Source organism: Nocardia spumae, from assembly GCF_020733635.1.
Lineage (GTDB): Bacteria > Actinomycetota > Actinomycetes > Mycobacteriales > Mycobacteriaceae > Nocardia > Nocardia spumae.
The window spans coordinates 4549537-4570417 of sequence record NZ_JAJFZL010000001.1 but is presented as its reverse complement, the minus strand read 5'-3'; the positions used below and the strand labels follow the sequence as shown (position 1 = coordinate 4570417).

At 67.7% G+C, this 20881-nt stretch carries 22 protein-coding genes; 14 read left to right on the top strand and 8 right to left on the bottom strand.

Annotation, left to right across the window (positions count from 1 at the left end; genetic code table 11):
* The first annotated feature begins 40 nt into the window (after window positions 1-40).
* Window positions 41-688, top strand: a complete 648-nt coding sequence (locus LKD76_RS20385) for a class I SAM-dependent methyltransferase (RefSeq protein ID WP_227982912.1) — start codon at window positions 41-43, stop codon at window positions 686-688.
* 404 nt (window positions 689-1092) lie between these two features.
* Window positions 1093-1527: a 2-isopropylmalate synthase gene (locus LKD76_RS20380; protein WP_227982911.1), complete on the top strand. Its 435-nt coding sequence runs from the start codon at window positions 1093-1095 to the stop codon at window positions 1525-1527.
* 82 nt (window positions 1528-1609) lie between these two features.
* Here the strand turns inward: LKD76_RS20380 and trxA are convergent, their stop codons facing one another.
* Both trxA and LKD76_RS20370 read right to left on the bottom strand, forming a co-directional pair.
* On the bottom strand, window positions 1610-1990 hold the full coding sequence (trxA, locus tag LKD76_RS20375) for a thioredoxin (RefSeq protein ID WP_227982910.1): 381 nt from the start codon (window positions 1988-1990) through the stop codon (window positions 1610-1612).
* Between the two features lie 62 nt (window positions 1991-2052).
* Window positions 2053-2574, bottom strand: a complete 522-nt coding sequence (locus LKD76_RS20370) for a 2'-5' RNA ligase family protein (protein WP_227982909.1) — start codon at window positions 2572-2574, stop codon at window positions 2053-2055.
* A 175-nt stretch (window positions 2575-2749) separates the two neighbouring features.
* On the opposite strand from LKD76_RS20370, the gene LKD76_RS20365 reads away from it, so the two are divergent.
* The 4 genes from LKD76_RS20365 to LKD76_RS20350 all read left to right on the top strand — a co-directional run bounded on the left by LKD76_RS20365 (window position 2750) and on the right by LKD76_RS20350 (window position 6649).
* Window positions 2750-3844, top strand: a complete 1095-nt coding sequence (locus LKD76_RS20365) for an isocitrate/isopropylmalate dehydrogenase family protein (protein WP_227982908.1) — start codon at window positions 2750-2752, stop codon at window positions 3842-3844.
* Window positions 3845-3998: 154 nt separating this feature from the next.
* Window positions 3999-4907 (top strand): ABC transporter substrate-binding protein, encoded by a 909-nt coding sequence (locus LKD76_RS20360; RefSeq protein ID WP_227982907.1) that lies wholly within the window; start codon window positions 3999-4001, stop codon window positions 4905-4907.
* 6 nt (window positions 4908-4913) lie between these two features.
* Window positions 4914-5858, top strand: a complete 945-nt coding sequence (locus tag LKD76_RS20355; RefSeq protein ID WP_227982906.1) for an amino acid ABC transporter permease — start codon at window positions 4914-4916, stop codon at window positions 5856-5858.
* 38 nt (window positions 5859-5896) lie between these two features.
* The gene (locus LKD76_RS20350; RefSeq protein WP_227985329.1) at window positions 5897-6649 is read left to right on the top strand and encodes an amino acid ABC transporter ATP-binding protein; all 753 of its coding nucleotides are present in this window, start codon (window positions 5897-5899) and stop codon (window positions 6647-6649) included.
* 24 nt (window positions 6650-6673) lie between these two features.
* Here the strand turns inward: LKD76_RS20350 and LKD76_RS20345 are convergent, their stop codons facing one another.
* Window positions 6674-7516, bottom strand: a complete 843-nt coding sequence (locus LKD76_RS20345; RefSeq protein WP_227982905.1) for an oxidoreductase — start codon at window positions 7514-7516, stop codon at window positions 6674-6676.
* A 91-nt stretch (window positions 7517-7607) separates the two neighbouring features.
* Between LKD76_RS20345 and LKD76_RS20340 the strand changes: the two genes are divergently transcribed.
* Window positions 7608-8501, top strand: a complete 894-nt coding sequence (locus LKD76_RS20340; protein WP_227982904.1) for a LysR family transcriptional regulator — start codon at window positions 7608-7610, stop codon at window positions 8499-8501.
* A 6-nt stretch (window positions 8502-8507) separates the two neighbouring features.
* Here the strand turns inward: LKD76_RS20340 and LKD76_RS20335 are convergent, their stop codons facing one another.
* Window positions 8508-9419 (bottom strand): LysR family transcriptional regulator, encoded by a 912-nt coding sequence (locus LKD76_RS20335; RefSeq protein ID WP_227982903.1) that lies wholly within the window; start codon window positions 9417-9419, stop codon window positions 8508-8510.
* Window positions 9420-9490: 71 nt separating this feature from the next.
* Here LKD76_RS20335 and LKD76_RS20330 point away from each other — a divergent pair, with 71 nt between their 5' ends.
* The 4 genes from LKD76_RS20330 to LKD76_RS20315 all read left to right on the top strand — a co-directional run bounded on the left by LKD76_RS20330 (window position 9491) and on the right by LKD76_RS20315 (window position 12929).
* On the top strand, window positions 9491-10855 hold the full coding sequence (locus LKD76_RS20330) for an FAD-binding oxidoreductase (protein WP_227982902.1): 1365 nt from the start codon (window positions 9491-9493) through the stop codon (window positions 10853-10855).
* A gap of 71 nt (window positions 10856-10926) precedes the next feature.
* Window positions 10927-11880, top strand: coding sequence for an SPFH domain-containing protein (locus LKD76_RS20325; RefSeq protein ID WP_227982901.1), 954 nt, complete (start codon window positions 10927-10929; stop codon window positions 11878-11880).
* Window positions 11880-12059: a type II toxin-antitoxin system antitoxin gene (locus LKD76_RS20320; protein ID WP_227982900.1), complete on the top strand. Its 180-nt coding sequence runs from the start codon at window positions 11880-11882 to the stop codon at window positions 12057-12059. Before LKD76_RS20325 ends, LKD76_RS20320 begins: the two co-directional genes overlap by 1 nt.
* A gap of 108 nt (window positions 12060-12167) precedes the next feature.
* On the top strand, window positions 12168-12929 hold the full coding sequence (locus LKD76_RS20315) for a hypothetical protein (RefSeq protein WP_227982899.1): 762 nt from the start codon (window positions 12168-12170) through the stop codon (window positions 12927-12929).
* Here the strand turns inward: LKD76_RS20315 and LKD76_RS20310 are convergent.
* A complete protein-coding gene (locus tag LKD76_RS20310) occupies window positions 12904-13785 on the bottom strand; it encodes a class I SAM-dependent methyltransferase (RefSeq protein WP_227982898.1) in 882 nt (293 codons plus the stop codon). The two genes, LKD76_RS20315 and LKD76_RS20310, sit on opposite strands and share 26 nt — an antisense overlap.
* A gap of 483 nt (window positions 13786-14268) precedes the next feature.
* Here LKD76_RS20310 and rpsA point away from each other — a divergent pair, with 483 nt between their 5' ends.
* Together rpsA and LKD76_RS20300 are read left to right on the top strand one after the other, a co-directional pair.
* On the top strand, window positions 14269-15738 hold the full coding sequence (gene rpsA / locus LKD76_RS20305) for a 30S ribosomal protein S1 (protein WP_227982897.1): 1470 nt from the start codon (window positions 14269-14271) through the stop codon (window positions 15736-15738).
* Between the two features lie 215 nt (window positions 15739-15953).
* A complete protein-coding gene (locus tag LKD76_RS20300) occupies window positions 15954-17483 on the top strand; it encodes a phospholipase C (protein ID WP_227985328.1) in 1530 nt (509 codons plus the stop codon).
* Window positions 17484-17690: 207 nt separating this feature from the next.
* Here LKD76_RS20300 and LKD76_RS20295 read toward each other — a convergent pair whose 3' ends face one another.
* The gene (locus LKD76_RS20295) at window positions 17691-17897 is read right to left on the bottom strand and encodes a hypothetical protein (RefSeq protein ID WP_227985511.1); all 207 of its coding nucleotides are present in this window, start codon (window positions 17895-17897) and stop codon (window positions 17691-17693) included.
* A gap of 293 nt (window positions 17898-18190) precedes the next feature.
* On the opposite strand from LKD76_RS20295, the gene coaE reads away from it, so the two are divergent.
* A complete protein-coding gene (gene coaE, locus LKD76_RS20290) occupies window positions 18191-19387 on the top strand; it encodes a dephospho-CoA kinase (RefSeq protein ID WP_227982896.1) in 1197 nt (398 codons plus the stop codon).
* 4 nt (window positions 19388-19391) lie between these two features.
* On the opposite strand, the gene LKD76_RS20285 is transcribed toward coaE, so the two are convergent.
* Together LKD76_RS20285 and LKD76_RS20280 are read right to left on the bottom strand one after the other, a co-directional pair.
* Complete coding sequence (locus tag LKD76_RS20285) at window positions 19392-19916, bottom strand: ribonuclease FAU-1 family protein (RefSeq protein ID WP_227982895.1); 525 nt, start codon at window positions 19914-19916, stop codon at window positions 19392-19394.
* 79 nt (window positions 19917-19995) lie between these two features.
* Complete coding sequence (locus LKD76_RS20280) at window positions 19996-20508, bottom strand: DUF402 domain-containing protein (RefSeq protein WP_227982894.1); 513 nt, start codon at window positions 20506-20508, stop codon at window positions 19996-19998.
* Window positions 20509-20881: the final 373 nt, after the last annotated feature.

The window sequence follows — 20881 nt, the reverse complement described above, 5'->3', positions numbered from 1 at the left end:
GCGCCGCGGGAGCGGCGCCCCTGCGGCTAGGGTGGCGGCGATGGGTGCACTGGACTGGGATCACAACGCCTTCTATCACCGGACGCTGCTGCGGCGACTCCCGGCGCACTGTGATCGGGTGCTCGAAGTCGGTTGTGGTGCGGGGGTATTGGCCGCGAAACTGGCGCGGCGGTCCGATCGGGTCGATGCCCTGGACCGTTCGCCGGCGATGGTCGAGGCGGCCCGCCGGATCGTGCCGGCGAATGTGACCTGCGCGGTGGCCGATATCCTCGACCATCCGTTGCCCGAGGCCGGATACGACGCCGTCGTGTCGCTCACCACCCTGCACCACATGCCGCTCGAGCGGGTGCTGCCGCGACTGGACCGGGCCCTGCGACCGGGCGGGGTTCTGGCGGCGATCGTGCTTCCGCGCATCGACCCGGTGCGCGAACTGCCGTACGAGGTCGCCGGTGCGCTCGGCCACCGCGTTCTCGGCGCCGGATTCGCGGGCCTGCGCGCGTCCGGAGCGGGTCGGTGGTACGCCTACGAACCCACCCACGCGGCGATGCCGATGGTGCTCGACCCCGAGCTCACCACCCGGCAGGCCGCCCGCCGGGCACGTGCCGTTCTGCCCGGCGCGCGAGTGCGTCGATTGGTGTTCTGGCGCTATCTCCTGCTCTGGCACAAGCCCGCGTCCGGCCCGGCCTGAACCGTCCACCATGTCCGGCGGCCTGGATTCGCACCCGCTGTGGCCTGCGCGAATGCGGTGGCGGCCACAGCACTGTCCGTTGGTGTGCCGTTCACTCGAAAATGTGACGAAGTTACTCGTGGGTTCCGCGGCGATATTGTTGCTATCGCCGCGGGGAGTCAATACTCTCGAAGCCGTGCCGAATCCCGCCGCAAGCCACAGCGCCGCGCGCAACGTCGCCGACCGCGACCGCGTGGTGCTCCTTCCGCTTACCGCGATGGTGGCTGCGGCGCGACTTCTCGTAGTACCTCGCCGTAGCGGGAGCTGATTCGGACCGGCCCCCTCGCTGCGGCCGTTGAAGATTTTTTGCGCTGGTCCCCTTCTGTCATCCGACCAACGACAAAGCTTCGGGAAGACCTAGTCCAATGACGATCACCATTGATCCACACATGTTCATCGCGGCCGCGCCCAAGGGGATGCGCGCCGAATCCGCCGACCTGTCGCCGTCCGAGTTCTACACCCGGTACTGCGACCACACCGGTCCGATCAAGCTCAGCGACTGGACGCCGATCGGGCAACGAAGCACTCCGACCTACGCCGCGACCATCGAATTGGCCGGTCACGCGCGCACCGTGGTGTCCGCGGGCAGTCCGGTCGCGGCGCTGACCTCCGCTCTCTACGACGAGGGCTACCCGGTCGAGATCCTGCAGTTCCATCAGCGGCGCACCGATGTCGGCACCGCCACCTTCGTGCAGTGTGAGTGCAACGGCCGTCGTGGCTGGGGCGCGGCACTCGCCGGGGACGGGCCGGAATCGACGGTGCGTGCCATGATCGCCGGTATCAACCAGTTGGGGAACTGACCCTCACCCCGCCGAAAACCGAAGTGCCGCATCTCGTTTCGAGCTGAAACGAGATGCGGCACAGGTGCGTCGTGCGGGGTGGTCAGTCCTGCTGCGGCTGCTGCTCCTGCTGCTCGGCGAGCTGCTTGCGCACCTCGTCCATATCGAGCGCCTTCACCTGGGAGACGAGGTCTTCCAGTGCGGTCGGAGGCAGGGCGCCGGGCTGCGCGAAGACCAGCACACCCTCACGGAACGCCATGATCGTGGGGATCGAGCGAATGTTGGCGGCGGCGGCGAGGCTCTGTTCCGCCTCGGTGTCGACCTTGCCGTGGACAACATCGGGATGCTGGTCCGAGGACGCCTCGAAAGTGGGCGCGAACGCCTTGCAGGGCCCGCACCAATCGGCCCAGAAATCGACGAGGACGACGTCGTTTCCGGTCACGATCTCGTCGAAGTTCTGCGCGGTCAGGGTCTGGGTGGCCATGGGTTCCTCTCGTGTCGTTGTATGCGGTGCAACGTGGGAGACCGCGGTTATCTTCCGCCGGGTCAGCCGTGGACCTCACCCCCGGGAGCGATCGGCCATTCGATCCGCCGGTCACCGTCCCACCGTCGAATACCCACCACGGTAGCCGCAGAATCCCGGTCGGCGGCCACGGCATCGACGGCCGCGGCGAACTGTTCCGGCTTCAGTCGCCGCGCCAGCGTCACATGCGGGGTCCACGAACCGGGTCGCATGGTCGCCGGAATACCGGGGCACGCGTCGATGACCCCCGCGATGTGCCGATGGGTCGCCAGCAGCTGCTCGGTGGGCACCACCAGCCGGACGAGAATCGGATGGCGGGCGCCGAAGATCAGTAATCCGCCCAGCCGGACCGGCAGCGGCCGGAACGGTCGCGGCGACAGTGCCCGGTCCAGTCGGGGCCAGATCTCCCGTGCCACGCCGACGGTGACGTGCGGCCGGTGATCCGGTGCGGGACTGGATATTCCGGCTGCCGCCAGCATGCGCCACTGTCCGCGAATCTCGGCCTCGGCCGCGTCGTCGAGCAGCAGTTCCACCGATTGCACCATGGTTCACGCCAACTTACGCGGGTCGGCGGCGGCCGGGCACGAATCGGGTCGACGCGGGCGGACGGCGATCGGGGCCGCGGCGGGGGCTGCCCGGCCGGCAGCGGATCCGCACCCATAATGTGAGTCGTCCGGTCCGAGTGCCGGACAGGAGTGAGGTGCGAGCGGAGGAGTGCGGGTGAGCGTGACGGATTCGCCACGATCGGTGATACGGCTCGGTCTGATCGAGGGCGACGGCATCGGCCCCGAGGTGGTCCGCGCCACCCGGGTGGTGGTGGACGAGGCGCTCGCCGCGGCCGGCGCGTCCGCCGCGGAGTGGGTCGAGGTGCCGATCGGTCACGCGGCGATCGCCGAATGCGGTGATCCGCTACCCGAGCGCACGCTGTCCACCCTCGCCGGCCTCGACGCCTGGATCCTGGGGCCGCACGACAACGCCTCCTACCCGCCCGAACATCGCACCGGGGCGCCTCCGGGCGGGGCGATCCGCAAGCGATTCGGGCTCTACGCCAATATCCGGCCCGCCCGGGCCTTTCCGGGCGTGCGCGCGGCGGCTCCGGATATCGACCTGGTCATCGTGCGCGAGAACAGTGAGGGCTTCTACGCCGACCGCAACATGTTCGCCGGCGCGGGCGAATTCCGTCCCACTCCGGAGGTCGCGATGTCGATCGGCGTGATCACCCGCGACGCCTGCGCGCGCATCGCCCGCCAGGCCTGCGAACTCGCCTCGGGCCGCCGCGGGCGGTTGACGATCGTGCACAAGGCGAACGTGCTGCCGATGACGATGGGTATGTTCCGCGACGTGTGCTACGAGGTGGCCGCCGGATATCCGGCGCTGGCGGTCGACGACGAACATGTCGACGCGGTGGCGGCGCATCTGGTGCGCGCACCCGCAGACTACGACGTGCTGGTGACCGAGAATCTGTTCGGCGACATTCTGTCCGACCTGGCGGGCGAGCTCAGCGGCTCGCTCGGACTCGCCGCCTCCCTGAACTGCTCGGCCGATCGGGCGATGGCGCAGGCCGTGCACGGCGCGGCGCCCACACTGGCCGGTCACAACCGGGCCAATCCCGGTGCGCTGCAGTTGTCGGCGGCCATGTTGCTGCGCTGGCTCGGACATCGCCGCGACGATGCCGCGCTGCGGGGCGCGGCCGATCGGGTCGAGCGGGCGGTGGCGGCCACGCTGGCGGCCGGTATCGCCACCGCCGACCTCGGCGGGCTCGCCTCGACCAGCGAATTCACCGAACAGGTGCGCGCCCGGGTGCATCGGCGCTGATCGGCGTGTACCCCGGCCGGGAGCCGGTGGCGCGCATTAACCTTCGGTAACCGACCGGCGCGATGCGTGCCGATCGCCTAGATTTTCGAATGCGTGTACAGCTACACGGCAGTCGACCGCACGACGGTGGACTGTGGCGAATACGGAGGGCTGCGTGTCTGCTCGACTCGGTGCCCGCGGGGTCATCCTGCGAGCCGCAAGTGTGATCGTCGGGGTGGCGGTACTGGTGACGGGCTGTGTGGACAACACCGACGACGAGTCGCCGAAGGTTCCGAAGGTCCCGGTGACGAAGGTCGAGTCGATCGCCGCGCGGCTGCCCGCGAAGATCGCGCAGTCGGGCCGGCTGGTGGTCGGCGTGAACGTGCCCTACCAGCCGAATGAGTATCGCGACCCGCATACCGGGCAGATCATCGGTTTCGATGTCGACCTCATGGACGCCATGGCCGCGGTGCTCGGTGTCCGTGCCGACTACCAGGAAGCCGATTTCGAGAAGATCATCCCGGCGATCGACGCGGGCACCGTCGATGTGGGGATGTCCTCGTTCACCGACAACCTGACCCGGCAGAAGACGGTCGATTTCGTCGACTACTTCTCCGCCGGGATCCAGTGGGCACAGCGCAAGGGCCATCCGGTCGATCCGAACAACGCCTGCGGTAAGAAGGTCGCCGTGCAGCGCACCACCACCGAGGACATCGACGAGATCCCCGCGAAGTCCAAGGCGTGCGCCGATGCCGGCAAGCCGGCCATTCACAAGATGTCCTACGACGAGCAGAGCGCGGCGGCCACCGCGCTGGTCCTCGGCCAGGTCGACGCCATGTCCGCCGATTCCCCCGTGACCGCCTACGCCGTCAAACGCAATGCCGACACCATCGAACCGGCGGGTCCGCTGTTCGACGCGGCGCCCTACGGCTGGCCGATACCGAAGGGGTCGCCGCTGGCGCCGGTGCTGCAAGCGGCACTGCAACATCTGATCGATTCCGGCGTCTACCACACCATCGCGCAGAACTGGGGCGTGGAAGCGGGAGCCGTCACCACCGCTGTCGTCAACGGCGGGAAAGGCTGAGTGCACATGTCGGCGCAGGACCCCGATCGGCGGGATGCGGACACCGCATCGCCGCCGGAGACGATCGAAGCAGTACCGCTGCGGCGGCCGGGACGCTGGATCGCCGCCGCGATCCTGCTGATCCTGCTGGCGCTGTTCGTCTACGGCGCGGCCACGAATCCGGCGTATCGCTGGGACACCTACTGGAAGTACCTGTTCGATCGGCGCATCTCCGAAGGGGCGGTGGTCACCCTCGAGCTGACCGTCCTGGCGATGGCGATCGGCGTGATTCTCGGTGTGCTGCTCGCGGTCATGCGGTTGTCGCCCAATCCGGTGCTGCGCTCGGTGGCGTGGGTGTATCTGTGGATCTTCCGCGGCACCCCGGTCTACATCCAACTGGTGTTCTGGGGTCTGTTCCCGGCGTTGTACAAGTCGATTCAGCTCGGAGTCCCGTTCGTCGGACCGCAATTCGTGACGTGGGACGTCCAGGACTGGTCGCAGCCGTTCATCTTCGCGATGATCGGGCTGGGCCTGAACGAGGCCGCGTACATGGCCGAAATCGTGCGGGCCGGTATCAATTCGGTCGGTGAGGGCCAGCGGGAGGCCTCGGTCGCGCTGGGCATGTCGTGGGGGCAGACCATGCGCCGCACCGTGTTGCCCCAGGCGATGCGGGTGATCATTCCGCCGACCGGGAACGAGCTGATCTCGATGCTCAAGACCACCGCGCTGGTGACGGCGATCCCGTTGACCACCGACCTGTACGGCCGTGCCCGCGACATCTACGGCATCAACTTCCAGCCGATTCCGCTCCTGCTGGTCAGCGCGACCTGGTATCTGGCGATCACCAGCGTCCTGATGGTCGGTCAGTTCTATCTCGAGCGGTACTACTCGCGCGGAGCCACCCGCCAACTGACCGGGCGGCAGCTGCGGGCGCTGGCCACCGCCACGCACACCACGGAGGCCGGTAAATGAGCACTGCGCCAACGCCTCCGGCCGGGGCCGAGGTCCCGATGATCCGGGCCCAGCAGGTCTGCAAGAACTTCGGCGCGCTGCGCGTGCTCCAGGGAGTGACGCTCGAGGTCGCGCGCGGACAGGTGATGTGCCTGATCGGGCCCTCGGGATCGGGGAAGTCGACCTTCCTTCGCTGCATCAACCATCTGGAGCAGGTCAACGCCGGCCGGCTCTACGTCGACGGCGATCTGGTCGGCTATCGGGAGAAGGGCGGTAAACTCTACGAACTGCATCCGCGGGAGTCGGCCCGCCAGCGCCGCGATATCGGCATGGTGTTCCAGCATTTCAATCTGTTTCCGCACCGGACGGCGCTGGCGAATGTGATCGAGGCGCCGATCCACGTGAAGAAGGTCGGGAAATCCGATGCGCTGGCGCGGGCCCGCGAATTGCTGGACCGCGTCGGCTTGGCGGACAAGGCCGACGCGTATCCGGCCCAGCTGTCGGGCGGGCAGCAGCAGCGAGTGGCGATCGCCCGCGCGCTGGCGATGGATCCGAAACTGATGCTGTTCGACGAACCCACCTCCGCCCTCGATCCGGAGCTGGTCGGCGAAGTCCTCACGGTCATGCGGGAATTGGCGCACTCGGGGATGACCATGGTGGTGGTGACCCACGAAATGGGTTTCGCCCGTGAGGTAGCCGACCAGCTGGTGTTCATGGACGGGGGTGTGGTCGTGGAGGCCGGGGATCCCCGTGCGGTGCTGGCGAATCCACAGCACGAGCGCACCCAGGCCTTCCTGTCCCGAATCCTGTAGCCGGGTGCGTCGGACCGGGCGGGGTCAGTTCTCGTCGAATGCCGTTGCGCGCGAGACCTTCTCCCAGGTCTGGATCTCATCGCGCACGGTATCGAGGTGGCCGAGCAGCGTATCGACCGAATCGCCGCCCAGCGGCAGCCGCAGCGGTGTGCGCTCGGCCTCGAGCGCCGCGCGGATGGCGGCCGCCGCCTTGGCCGGATCACCCGGCTGGGTGCCGTCACCGCCCTCGATCATGCGCCGGGTCTTGCCCGAGGTGTCGGTGTAGACCTCGGATTCGGCGCTGAAATAGGCCGCGCCGGCACCGAACAGGCCGGTACGGAAGGCGCCCGGCTCCACGACCAGGACCCGGATGCCGAAGGGAGCGACCTCGTCGGCCAACGCCTCCGACAGGCCCTCCAGCGCGAATTTGGTGGCGCTGTAGGCGGAGAAGCCGGCGAACGACATCTGCCCGCCCACACTGCTCATCATGACGATGGCGCCGCTGCGCTGGGCGCGCATCTGCGGCAGCACGGCGCGGGTGAGGGCGGCGGGGCCGAACAGGTGCAGATCGAACAGATCGCGCAGCTCGCCGTCGGTGGTCTCCTCGACGGCGCCGACCTGGGTGCGGCCGGCGTTGTTGACCAGCACATCGATGCGTCCGTAGCGGGCGATCACGTCGGCGACGACGGTGTCGATCCCCTGGGTGTCGGTGACATCGAGGGCGACGGCCTCGATCCGGTCCGGGTGGGCGGCGACCAGATCGTCGAGTGCGGCGGTGCGCCGCGCGACCGCGATGACGGTATCGCCGGCCGCGATCGCGTTCTGGGCGATCGCGCGGCCGAAACCGCTGCTCGCGCCGGTGATCAGCCAGACTTTGGTGGTGCTCACGAGTGCTCCTCGGGTGTTGTGTCGGTGACGAGGGAAATCCTCGCCTGTTCCCAGTGGCGGCGTCCAAGTCCCTTCGCTATAACCATTGGTTATGGATGTGCACGGGCGGGATCTGCGCTACTTCGTCGCTGTCGCCGAGGAGTTGAACTTCACCCGCGCGGCCGAGGCGTTGTTCATGTCCCAGCCCGCGCTGTCGAAGCAGATCCGCATGCTGGAACGGCAACTCGGCGCACCGCTGTTCGACCGCGACGGTCGCGCGGTGCGATTGACCCCGGTCGGACATGCGCTGCTGCCACACGCTCGGACGCTGCTGGCGGACTGGGGCGCGGCCCTCGTCGAGGTGGAGGGCGCGAAAGCGGGCCAGAGCGCAACGGTGACCATCGGGATCAGCACCAGTCCGGGACGTGGTCTGCTGCCGGCGATTCGGTCGCGCTTCGCCGCCGCCTTCCCGGACGCGAAGCTGGTACTCCGCCAATCGGGCTGGTCGGATCCGACGGCGGGCCTCGCCGACGGAAGTGCGGATCTGGCCTTCGTCTGGCTGCCACTGGCCGAACCGGATCGTTTCCGTTGGATCGTGGTGGCCCGGGAGTCGCGCATGGTGGCGCTGCCCGAACACCACCGGCTCGCGTCGCGCACGGTGATCGATTTCGCCGATCTGCTCGACGAGCCGTTTCTCGCACTGCCGGAATCCGCGGCGGAGTTGCGCGACTACTGGCTGGCCCTCGACGCGCGCGGGGGCCGGCCCCCGGTCGTCGGCGCGGAGATCGCGAGTACCGAGGAAACCTACGAGGCGCTGGTGAACGGCGACGGTGTGGTACTCGTCGCGGCCGGCAATGTGGCGCTGGTGGCGCACGACGGTGTGGTCGCGCGCGCGGTGCGCGGTATCACCGCGAGCGAGCTCGCCCTGGTCTGGCGCGCCGACGACTCGCGCCCCCTCGTACGCGGATACGCACAGGCGTGCGGCCTCGCGCTGGGGGCGCGGTGAGATGAGTTACCGGGACCGGCGCTTCCATCCGCCCAGGGCGATGCGCAGCTGTCCGAGCAGGACTTTCGCCGCCGGACTCGCCGCCCTGTCCCGGCGCCAGACCAGCGCCAGCTGTCCGTGGAGCGCGGGATCGGCGAGCTCGACCATGCGGACACCGGCCGCCGTCGCCTGATCGGCGGTCAGGGCCGGGACCACGGCGATGCCGAGACCGCCGGCGGCGAGCTGGATCAGCAACGGCGGCGCGGCGGCTTCGAATTCCACTCGCGGCTCGAATCCGGCGGCGGCACAGGCGCGTTCGAGCACGCCGCGGATGCCGGTGCCCCGGGGCAGGCAGATCAGCGGCCGATCGCGCAGATCCGACAGCGTGATGCGGGAACCGAATTCGTCGTTGCCGGACGCGACCGCCGCGTCGAGACGGGTATCGAAGACGACATCGATGCCGAGACTCTCGTCGACTTCGGCGCCGGTCAATCCGACCAGCGCGATATCGAGGGTGCCGTGGGCCAGTGCGGCGAGCATCCGGTCGGTGGTGTCCTCGGTGAGGCTGATGCCGACCTGCGGATGATCGCGGTGGAAGGCGGTGAGCACGGTGGCGACATCGAACTCCTCGGTCGCGGCGCCGGAGATGAGCCCCACTCGGACCTGACCGCGCAACAGTCCGGTGAATTCGTCGACGGTATGGGAAACCCGTTGTGCCGCTTCCAGTGCCGCGCGCGCGTGTGGCAGGACGGCCGCGCCGGCGGCGGTCAGCGTCACCGTCCGGCCCGAGCGATCCAGCAGCGGCTGTCCGAGTTCGCGTTCCAACTGCCGGATCTGGGCCGAGAGCCCGGGTTGTGCGAGATGCAGCCGCTGTGCCGCGCGGGTGAAATTGGCTTCCTCGGCGACGGTGACGAAGTAGCGCAACTGCCGTAGCTCCATAACTTCTGATTCTAGTATCGAGAAGAACTATCTGTTTTACTTATCATTTGACCGGCGGCAGAGTTCAAGGCATGACGAATTCGACCTTCCCCAGCGAACGCCCCGCCGTCACCGGCCCGATCTTCCGCCCGGGTGAGGACGGCTACGACGCCGAGATCGCCGGCTTCCAGACCGCGTACACCCACCGTCCCGATCTGGTGGTCGGCGCGGTCCACGCCGAAGATGTCCGCGCCGCGGTGGAATTCGCGGCCCGTCACCGGCTTCCGATCGCCGTGCAGGCCACCGGTCACGGTCTGTCGGTGCCCGCCGAGGGCGGGGTGCTGATCAGCACCCGGCGGATGACCGAGGTGCGAGTCGACGCGGCGGCCCGCACCGCGTGGGTCGCCGCGGGTGTGCAAGCCGAGGCGCTGATCGCGGCGGCGGTCGTGCACGGGCTGGCGCCGCTCAACGGATCCTCCCCGTCGGTCGGGGTGGTCGGCTACCACCTCGGGGGTGGGCTGGGCATCCTGGCGCGCACCTTCGGATATGCCGCCGACCGGGTCCGGGCGCTGGAACTGGTGACGGCCGACGGCCGCTTGCGCCGGCTCGTGCCCGGCGACGAATTATTCGGCGCCGCACTGGGTTCCGGTGGCAACTTCGGCGTGGTCACCGGAATGGAGGTGGAACTGTTCCCGATCACCGAGGTCTACGGCGGCCGGCTGGTCTTCGACACCGCACTGGTGGAACCGGCGCTCGAGGCCTGGCGGCAGTGGACCGCCGACGTGCCCGAGACGGTGACCTCGGCGATCACCATGATGACGATGCCCGATGTCGAGGCGATTCCGGCGCCGCTGCGCGGGCGCTATCTCGCGACGATCACCATCGCGAGTACCGGATCCGCGGCCGAGGGGGAGGAATTGGTCCGGCCGCTGCGTGCGGTCGGCGCGCGGCTCACCGATGATCTGCGGGCCATGCCCTATCGCGATACCCACACCATCTATCGCGACCCGAGCTTCCCGCACGCCTACACCTCGACCAACGCTCTGCTGTCGGATCTCACCGCGGACGCCGCGTCGGCCTTCCTCGACATCACCGGACCGGATGCGCCGGTACCGGCGGTCGCCGGATTCCGGCATCTCGGTGGTGCGCTGCGCCGGCCGGGACCCGCCGCGATCGCGATGGATCACCGTGCGGCCGAATACGCCTCGCGGATCATCACCATGCCCGGCGCCGAGGGCGCCGACCTGCGCGAGTACCACGATCTGGTCGCGAAGACGCTGGCGCCGTGGACGATGGGCCACAACCTGAACTTCCTCTACGGAGCCGGTGAGTGGGCCGATGAGGAACAGACCCGCGCCGGATACGAGGCCGGAACCTATGCCCGCCTGCGGGCGCTCAAGTCCGAATACGACCCCGCCAACCTGTTCCGGTTCAACCGCAACATCCGACCGGCCTGACCTGCGGCGCTGGACGCGCGGAATATCCTCGCGCTATCGTAGTGATATCACTTCAATATTGGGAGGATGTCATGTCCCTGCGTCCCGCCTTCCGGCTGAACGGGTTCTTGCTGCTCTTGGTGCTGCTGATCGTCGGTGCCGCCGGATTGATCGGCGGCATCGCCGCATCCGCCTCCGCCGGGTCCGGCGGCGGTGCGGGCCCGGCGGTCGGAGCCGTCGCCGGATACGTGATTCTGGCGGTGGCCGTCATCGGGCTCACCGGTCTCACCACGGTGAGCCCGAACGAGGCCAAGGTGCTGCAGTTCTTCGGCCGCTATATCGGATCGGTGAGCGACGCCGGGTTCTATTGGGTGGTCCCGCTGACCACCAAACGTCGGATCTCGTTGCGGGTGAGTAACTTCGAGACCCAGAAACTGAAGGTCAACGATTCCGACGGCAATCCGGTGGAGATCGCCGCGGTGGTGGTCTATCGCGTGGTCGACAGCTTCAAATCCGCCTTCGCCGTCGACGATCACGAGGAATACGTGCAGACGCAGTCCGAGGCCGCCGTCCGGCATCTGGCCACCGTGCATCCCTACGATGCCGCGCCCGATGCGCCGTACCCGGGTCCGTCCGTGGGGGCGCGCGCCGCCGCCGGGCCCGACGCTCCCGGCGGCGACCCGGCCCGCACCAGCCTGCGCAACGGCACCGAGGTGGCCGAGGAGTTGACCGCGGAACTGCGCGACCGCACGGCACTGGCCGGTGTCGAGATCATCGAGGCCCGCATCACGCATCTGGCCTACGCACCGGAGATCGCGCAGGCGATGCTGGTGCGCCAGCAGGCCGCGCAGGTGGTGGCCGCGCGCAGCCGGATCGTCGAGGGCGCGGTCGGCATGGTGGGAATGGCGCTGCAGCGCCTGACCGATGAGGGCATGGTCGAACTCGACGAGGAACGCCGGGCGTCGATGGTGTCGAATCTGCTGGTGGTGCTGTGTGGTGATCGCTCCACCCAGCCCGTGGTCAACACCGGCACCCTGTATCACTGATGGTCAAGCGCGAGCCGAAGAAGGTGCTGGTGCGGCTCGACCCGGCCGTCCACGAGGCGATCGCCAAGTGGGCGGCCGACGACCTGCGCAGCATCAACGCTCAGATCGAGTACGCCTTGCGCATGGCGCTCGACCAGGCCGGCCGGTCCCCGCGCCGGGCGGGGGACACCCCCGAGTAAAACAAACCTGACGCCCGTTTAGTCCGGGATTTATTACCAGCTGGTCACGCCTTGAACACAAAATGCCCCAGGAAGTGCGAAAAGGTCACAGATGGGTAGCTTGGTTAGGTGCCAATCGTGTTCGAAACCGGGGGATTGCAGCAGCTTGACCAGACCACGTGGGGGAATCCGGCCACCCGTGACATCATCACGCTGAGCTATATCGATCTGGTACCGGACTTACCCGCCCCGCTGTCCGAACTCGACACGTTGCGCCGCCGTCTCACCGAACTGCAGTCCGAGTTCGGCTGCCTGATCGAGGCCCACGCCATCACCGTGGACTCGCAGCCGGCCCTGCTGCGGCTGGAGAAGTTCCCCCTCGCCGACCAGGCGAGCGGACTCGGCTTCACCGCCGGGATCGTCATCCCCAAGGCCACCTGCAGTGCGATTCTGAAGATCATGTGCCCGGAGACCGGCCGGTCCGGCGTCCGCGAGGCCGCGGTGGTGCCGAAGGTCGGATTCGCGAACATGTTCCCGCCGCATCCGTACGCGCCGGAGATCAAGGGCAAACTGCCCTACAACGTCGCCGACGACGCGCGCTGGGATCCGCAGTTCCCGGACCATCCGCTGACCCGTGCGCGCCGGTGGATCACCCAGGTCAGCCGAAGTGCGCGGGTCGATCCGCGTTTCGCGGCGCTGCCCGCGTTCGCCGGGGCGGACGAGGCCGCGACCGGCGAGTCGAAGTCCGAGAAGCCGCCGGCCGCACCGGCGAAGCCGGACCCCGGCGAGACCACGCCGATACCTCAGCAGAAGCCGGCCTCCGACGGCAAGCCCGCGTCGCCGCCGTTGCCGCGGGCCGCGCGGGCTAGCGCGGCGTCGGCTTCTCGGTGACGAAAATCGCTGTGCCGGGGAAGATCTCGCCGCGTAGCGGACTCCACTGACCCCACTCCCGGTCCAGCCACTCCGGCCACTCGGGCTCGACGATGTCGAGCAGGATCAGGCCCGCGCCGACGATGTCGCGGACCCGGTCACCGATGGTGCGGTGGTGCTCGACGTAGATCGGCTCGTCGTCGCCGTCCACCTCGACGTAGGGAGTGCGATCGAAATAGGGGATCGTCGCGTGCAGCCCGTCCGGTCCGGGATCGTCGGGGAAGACCCAGCGCATGGGGTGGTTGACCGAGAAGACCCATCGCCCCCCGGGCCGTAACACGCGCGCGACCTCCCGCATGACCTGCGCGGCGTCGGCGACGAACGGGATCGCGCCGAAGGCCGAACAGGCCAGGTCGAACGATTCCGCCGCGAAGGGCAAGGCCTCGGCGCCGGCCTGTACCAGCGGCACCTGCGGTCCACCGCGCGCCATGGCCGCGAGGCCCCGGTCGAGCATCGAGCGCGACAGATCCAGGCCCACCGGATGGGCACCTCGGCCGGCGAGCCATCGTGAGCACGGCGCCGATCCGCAGCCCACCTCGAGGACGCGCCGTCCGGTGATCTCGCCGAGCAGATGCCAATCGCCCTCGTGCAGGCCCTCCGGGCACCAGACGAACTCCCCGGCGTCGGAATCGACCCCCAGGAAGTCGGCGTGCGTGTCGTGATACTGGGCGGCGTCGGCGTCCCACCAGCGCCGGTTGGCGCGCTGGCTGGCCGCCGAGCCGACCGTCGTTCGGGTCACCCGGGCGGTGCCGAGTGCGGCGTTGGCCTGGGCGTGGCGATCGTCGCCGGCGAGCGCCGGACGCTGGTCATCGGACATGGATCGCAGCGTATGACACGGATATCGGGGTACCTCCGCGGCGGTGTGATCGATCTCGGCCGTGACGGCTACCACACTGTGCGGGAACGTCGTTCGGAATCCAGGGTGCGGGTGGGACCCGTGTTTGCTTGGCGTAACGCACGTCGCGTACGCTGTTTCCCGCGAGTGTCTTCGGCATTTGCGTAACCGCTGTCGGTACTGTAGCGCTCGGTACCGCAGAACCGACGGTGCTTTCCGGCCGTTGGTCTGGCGAAGCGCCTGTGTAGTGGGTTTCGCAACCACAGGGGTTACGGATTTCGGAAGTCGCCCGCAGACTGTGTTCACACAGTCTGTGCTGTGGGTTTCTGCAGTGAGTACAACGTTGTGCTGTGTCGCAGCGATGTGCTGTGCACGCCGACGTAGTTCCACCGCTGTGACCTCACAGCACAACCGAGAGTTCCAATGTCCACTACCGACCACAATCCGTCCGGAGCAACCCAACATATGCCCACCACCGTCACCTCGCCGCAGGTAGCCGTCAACGACATCGGCTCCGCCGAGGACTTCCTCGCCGCCATCGACAAGACGATCAAGTACTTCAACGACGGAGATATCGTCGAAGGCACCATCGTCAAGGTCGACCGCGACGAGGTCCTGCTCGACATCGGTTACAAGACCGAAGGCGTCATCCCTTCCCGTGAGCTGTCCATCAAACACGATGTCGACCCCGCCGAGGTCGTTTCCGTGGGCGATGAGGTCGAGGCCCTCGTTCTCACCAAGGAGGACAAGGAAGGCCGCCTGATCCTGTCGAAGAAGCGGGCGCAGTACGAGCGCGCGTGGGGCACCATCGAGGAGCTCAAGGAGAAGGACGAGGCCGTCAAGGGCACCGTCATCGAGGTCGTCAAGGGCGGCCTGATCCTCGACATCGGCCTGCGCGGCTTCCTGCCCGCGTCGCTGGTCGAGATGCGTCGGGTCCGCGATCTGCAGCCGTACGTCGGCAAGGAGATCGAGGCCAAGATCATCGAGCTGGACAAGAACCGCAACAACGTCGTTCTGTCCCGCCGTGCCTGGCTGGAGCAGACCCAGTCCGAGGTTCGCAGCGAATTCCTGCACCAGCTGCAGAAGGGCCAGGTCCGCAAGGGCGTCGTGTCCTCGATCGTCAACTTCGGTGCGTTCGTCGATCTCGGCGGCGTCGACGGTCTGGTCCACGTGTCCGAGCTGTCCTGGAAGCACATCGACCACCCGTCCGAGGTCGTCGAGGTCGGCATGGAGGTCACCGTCGAGGTTCTCGACGTCGACCTGGACCGCGAGCGCGTCTCGCTGTCGCTCAAGGCGACGCAGGAAGACCCGTGGCGTCAGTTCGCCCGCACCCACGCCATCGGCCAGATCGTGCCCGGTAAGGTCACCAAGCTGGTTCCGTTCGGTGCGTTCGTGCGCGTCGAAGAGGGCATCGAGGGCCTGGTGCACATCTCCGAGCTGGCCGAGCGCCACGTCGAGGTGCCGGATCAGGTCGTCGCCGTCGGCGACGACGCGATGGTCAAGGTCATCGACATCGACCTGGAGCGTCGCCGGATCTCGCTGTCGCTGAAGCAGGCCAACGAGGACTACCACGCCGAGTTCGACCCGTCGAAGTACGGCATGGCCGACAGCTACGACGAGCAGGGCAACTACATCTTCCCCGAGGGCTTCGATCCCGAGACCAACGAATGGCTCGAGGGCTCGGACAAGGTCCGGGAAGAGTGGGAAGGCCGCTACGCCGAGGCCGAGCGTCGCCACAAGATGCACACCGCTCAGATGGAGAAGATGGCGGCCGACGCCGCCGCCGAGGCCGCCAATGGTGGTGGCGCCGGTAACTACTCCTCCGAGAGTGGCGCGCAGACCTCGTCGTCCAGCTCCTCCGAGTCGGCCGGCGGTTCGCTGGCCAGCGACGCGCAGCTCGCCGCGCTGCGTGAGAAGCTGTCCGGCAACGCGTAATTCGCCTAGCGTGACGATGGCCCCGGTTCCGTGAACCGGGGCCATCGTCTATTTTCGCGGCGAGTTGCGGCCGGCCGCGGTCGAACCGTGCCAGGATGATCGCGCCGACAAGCGGTTGGTCCCTGCGCAACCGGGCCGTCACCGGCGGTCCACACGTGTCGGCGAAGATCTTGGAACTGTCGTTTTCACACTGGACGGAAGGTCGCGGCATCGGCATGGGTCTGTTCGACGGCATCAACAGGCGGGATTTTTTGGCGAAGGCCATGGCGGCGGGTGGGGCCGGTGCGCTGGCCACCTGGGCGAACCCGATCATCGAGCGAGCGCACGCCGCCGATCCCGCGGGGATGGGCGGTCTGGGCGATATCGAACATTTCGTCCTGCTGATGCAGGAGAATCGTTCCTTCGACCACTACTTCGGCACCTTGTCCGGGGTCCGGGGCTTCGACGACCCCTCCGCCGCCTGGAAACAGTACGGCTACGCACCCGGCACCGGCCCGACCACAGATGGCTACATCGTCCCGTTCCGGCTCGACACCACCCGGGGCGCGACACTCGACGGCGAATGCATCAACGACCCCGATCACACCTGGGGTGGTATGCACGAGGCGTGGAACGGCGGGCGTAACGATCGCTGGATGCCGATGTCGGTCGCCAGTGTCGGCGCCGCCAACGGCCCGGCCGCCATGGGCTACTACACCCGGGCCGACATCCCGGTCCACCACGATCTCGCCGACGCGTTCACCCTCTGCGACCATTACCACTGCTCGGTGCTCGGGCCCACCGATCCCAATCGCCTGTACTGGGTCTCGGCGACGATCGACCCCGATGGTCTGGCCGGTGGCCCGCTCGTCGAAACTCCGACCCTGATTCCGCAGAACGCGTACCGCTGGCGGACGTATCCGGAGAATCTGTCCGAAGCCGGCGTCAGCTGGAAGATCTACAACAACCGTGACGTGGGACCGATCTCGTCGGTGATTCTCGACGGCATGATGGGCTGCTTCGAACAAGCGGCCGACCCGAATTCCGAACTGGCGCGCCGGGGTAAGGCCCCGGTCTACCCCCAGGATTTCGCCGCCGACGTCGCCGCAGACCGGTTGCCGTCGGTGTCGTGGGTGATCCCGCCGCTGTTCAACTGCGAACATCCGGCGTTACCGCCGGCGCTGGGTGCGGTCGGAATCATGCAGGTCCTCGACATCCTCACCGCCAACCCCCGGGTGTGGGAGAAGACAGCGCTCATCGTGAGCTACGACGAGAACGGCGGCTTCTTCGACCACGTCACCCCGCCTACACCGCCGCCGGGGACGCCAGGGGAGTACCTGACCGTGGACCTGAACCGGGTTCCGGCCGCGAAGGGAGTCGCCGGGCCCATCGGGTTGGGTTATCGCGTACCGTGTTTCGTCATCTCGCCGTATTCGCGGGGTGGTCTGGTGGCATCGCAGACCTTCGACCACACCTCCCAATTGCGACTGCTGGAGCGGCGGTTCGGTGTCGACGTCCCGAATCTGACGGCGTGGCGGCGCAGCGTCACCGGAGATATGACCTCGGCCTTCGATTTTGCCTCGGCGCCCGACATCGCGCCCCCGCGCATCACCGATCCCAAGGCGAAATCCGATGCGGCACTGGCACAGTGCGGGCCGAATATCGCGCTCGGCACGGCCGGCTCCGGAATTGCCTATCCGGTCCCGCCCAACGTCATGCCGAGCCAGGAGCCCGGTACTCGGCGCCGGCCCAGCGGACTGGTCTGAACCGGACCCGGGCCGTACCCGCGATAGGCGGACAGGGCCGCACGAGAATCGAGCGATCGAGATATCGCCTGCCGATTGCCGGTGAATTGACGCAGGCCGGCTGTGCCCGAAGGATTCGATTTCATCTCCGCGATGAACCGCCCGCATCAGCGGGCGGAAATCGAATTTCGGAACGGCACAATGCGGTCCGAATAGAACTGAGCCGGATCAGCTCGCCGTGGCGGGAATCCAGCGCGTGACGCCACCGCGGCTGCGCATCGCGGCGAAGCTGTGTCGTGCCGGACTGAGCAGGGCGGTGAACCAGGAGCGGCGATGCTCGGCCAGGGCGGCGGCAACGGCGGGAATCCGTATGCAGTGCATGGTGCCTGCCGTACCCAGCCGGTGGCGACCCGACTGGATGACTGTGGTGCTCAATGAACTTCCTTCGCTGACTCGGATGGCCTGGTGCGCCTGCGGCGAAAGATTAGCGGAACAAAAGTGTGGGGTCGCGTATTTTGCGTGACTTCAATCCCGGCGTGTCGGAAAGTTGCCGACTCCAGGTCGGTATCGCACGGAAAAAGTTGCGAATTGATATCGCAGGCGTCACGGAATGAGTAATAGGTGGCCCGGCGGGGTGAGAACTATTCGCCCAATGGGTATTAAGCACGATCGGCTGTGCGGTGCGGGGCGCGAGCGGGCGCACGACATCGGGATGCGAGACTAGGGAAATGTTGCGTATCGGTCTCACCGGAGGCATGGGAGCGGGCAAGTCGACGGTGGCGCGGCTGCTGGTGGAACGCGGGGCGGTGCTGGTCGACAGCGACGCCATCGCCCGCGAGGTCGTCGAACCCGGTACCGAGGGGCTGGCGGCGCTGGTCGAGGCGTTCGGCGCGGGCATCCTGTCCGAGGACGGCAGCCTGAATCGCCCGGCGCTGGCGGCGGTGGCCTTCGCCGACGAGCAGTCGCGGATGACGTTGAACTCGATCACCCATCCCCTCGTCGGCCGGCGGACCACCGAGCTGATCGCCGCCGCCCCCGCGGATGCCGTTGTGGTGCAGGATATTCCGCTGCTGGTGGAAAACGGCCTGGGCGCGATGATGAATCTGGTCGTGGTCGTGATGGCCGACGAGGACCTCCGCGTACACCGGCTCGAGCAGTTCCGGGGCGTGAGCCGGGACGACGCGCTGGCCCGGATCAAGGCCCAGGCGAGCGACGACCAGCGGCGGGCGGCCGCGGATGTGCTGCTGGACAACAACTCCGATGCCGCGGACCTGGCACCTCGGGTGCACGCGCTGTGGGAGCAGCGACTGGTGCCCTTCGAGCGCAATGCGCGCACGCGAACGCCCGCCCGGAACACCGGTGGTATCCGGCTGGTCGACCCCGATCCGAGCTGGCCCGCCCAGGCGCAGCGGCTGATCGGCCGGTTGTGGCTGGCCTGTGGCGCCGATGCGCGCGCCATCGATCACATCGGATCCACGGCGGTCCCCGGATTGGCGGCCGAGGACGTCATCGATATCCAGATCACGGTCGCCGATCCGGCTACCGCCGACGGGCTGCGGGATCGACTGGCCGACGCCGGATTCCCGCGCCAGGACTCGATCGTCGGTGACGATCCGAAGTCGACGCCGCAGGACCCCTCCGGAACCGATGCGGACCTGTGGGCGACGCGTCTGCACGGCAACGCCGATCCCGGCCGGCTCGCGAATATCCATGTGCGCGTGGACGGCTCACCGGGCCAGCGGTTCGCGCTCGACCTCCGGGACTGGTTGCGGGCGGATGCCGTGGCGCGGACCGACTTTCTGACGGTCGAGCGCCGGGCCGAGGCCGCGGCGACGGGCCTCGAGGGCGCGGCGGCGATCGAAGCGTATCTGTCGGTGACGGAACCGTGGCTCGACGAGATCTATCCGAGGGTGCCGCGCTCGTAATCGGTCAGCGCCAGCTGATCGTGATGTCTTGTGAGCGCAGCCAGGCTTCGAAATCGTATCCGTGCGCGGCGATTCCGTCGATCGCGGTGGTGGCGGCCTGGATGGCCCGCTGTGCCTCGGGCAGGCTCAGATATCCGGCGGCGTGGGCCGCGAGAAGTTCGTCGACGTCGAGCAGTACGGCCTCGCGTCCGGTGCGGACCACGATGTCGAGATAGTGGTCGACCGACTTCCAGGTGTGTGCTCCGGTCCGGCCGAAATCGCCGATATCGAGGTAGTAGTCCTGATCGCGATCATGGGCCGGGTGGAAGTGGAAGATGGTGGCGCGCAGCGACAACCGGGGCAGCAGCCACGACTCGAGGTAGTGGAACTCCGGATGGTCGGCGGTGCGGGCCATGTACAGGCCCCAGGGCTCGACGTGGTATCGCTCGACCGGCCGCACGAACCCCTTCGGGTCGGTGTTGGTCGACTCGGCGAGATCGAAGTACTCGATTTTGGGTCGATGCAGATCGACCACATGGCCCTGAGTCATGGTCCGAATGTACCGTCGCCGCCCGGCTGGCCTCCCCACTCGCGTCGGATTCGTCGCCGGCCCGAGTGGGGAGGTGGGGTCACAGCCAGTGCAGCGTGATGCCCTCGGCGGACAACCAGCGCTCGAAATTGTGATCGTGCGACGCGATACCGTCGACGACGGCGGTGGCCTGCTCGAACGCCCGTTGCGCGGTCTCGGCGGTGACCTGGCCGGCCGCGTGCGCGGCGAACAACTCGTCCACGCCGTGCAGCTCGGGGACGTGGCCGTTGCGAGCGACGATATCGATGTAGTGGTACTCGGCCCGCCAGCGCTTGGGCTCGATCTTGGCGAATTTGCCGATGTAGATGTGATAGATCGGATCGCGATCGTGCGCGGCGTTGACGTGGTGCATGGTCACGCGGATCGACGGGCCGGGCAGCAGCCAGGTCTCGGTGTACCGGTACGGCGGGGTGTCGGCGGCCCGGACCAGATAGAGGCCCCACGGCTCGGCGTGATAACTGTCCACCGACCGGACGAATCCGCGTGAATCCGTTCTCGTGAGATCGGCGATATCGAAATATTCCACCTGCGGTTTGTGCGCGGTGCTCGGCACTGCCGGAGTGTGGGATTTTCGGCCCGGTGGAAACAGGGGATTCGACGGCATGAGACTGACTCCATTGGGCGCGACAGCGCGAAAACTCCGTGTGACATGTTCAGCGAGGAAACCGGCCATAACACTTGCCCTTCTCGACTCCGACCGGATCAGCGTACACCCGGGCAACCCCCGCCGGAGGGGTGAAAACGGCACGGAATCCGGCGGATTCGACGGTGTCGTTATCGTCCGAGACCAGTGCTTTATCGGACATTTCGGACATTGCGGCCGATGGGTGGCGGAGGTTGCCCGGGTGGTGCTCCGAGCTGGTCGGCAAACATCGAGCCGGACGTATCGGACGCCTCGGCGCGGGCGCCGATCGGGGGCTCCGCCG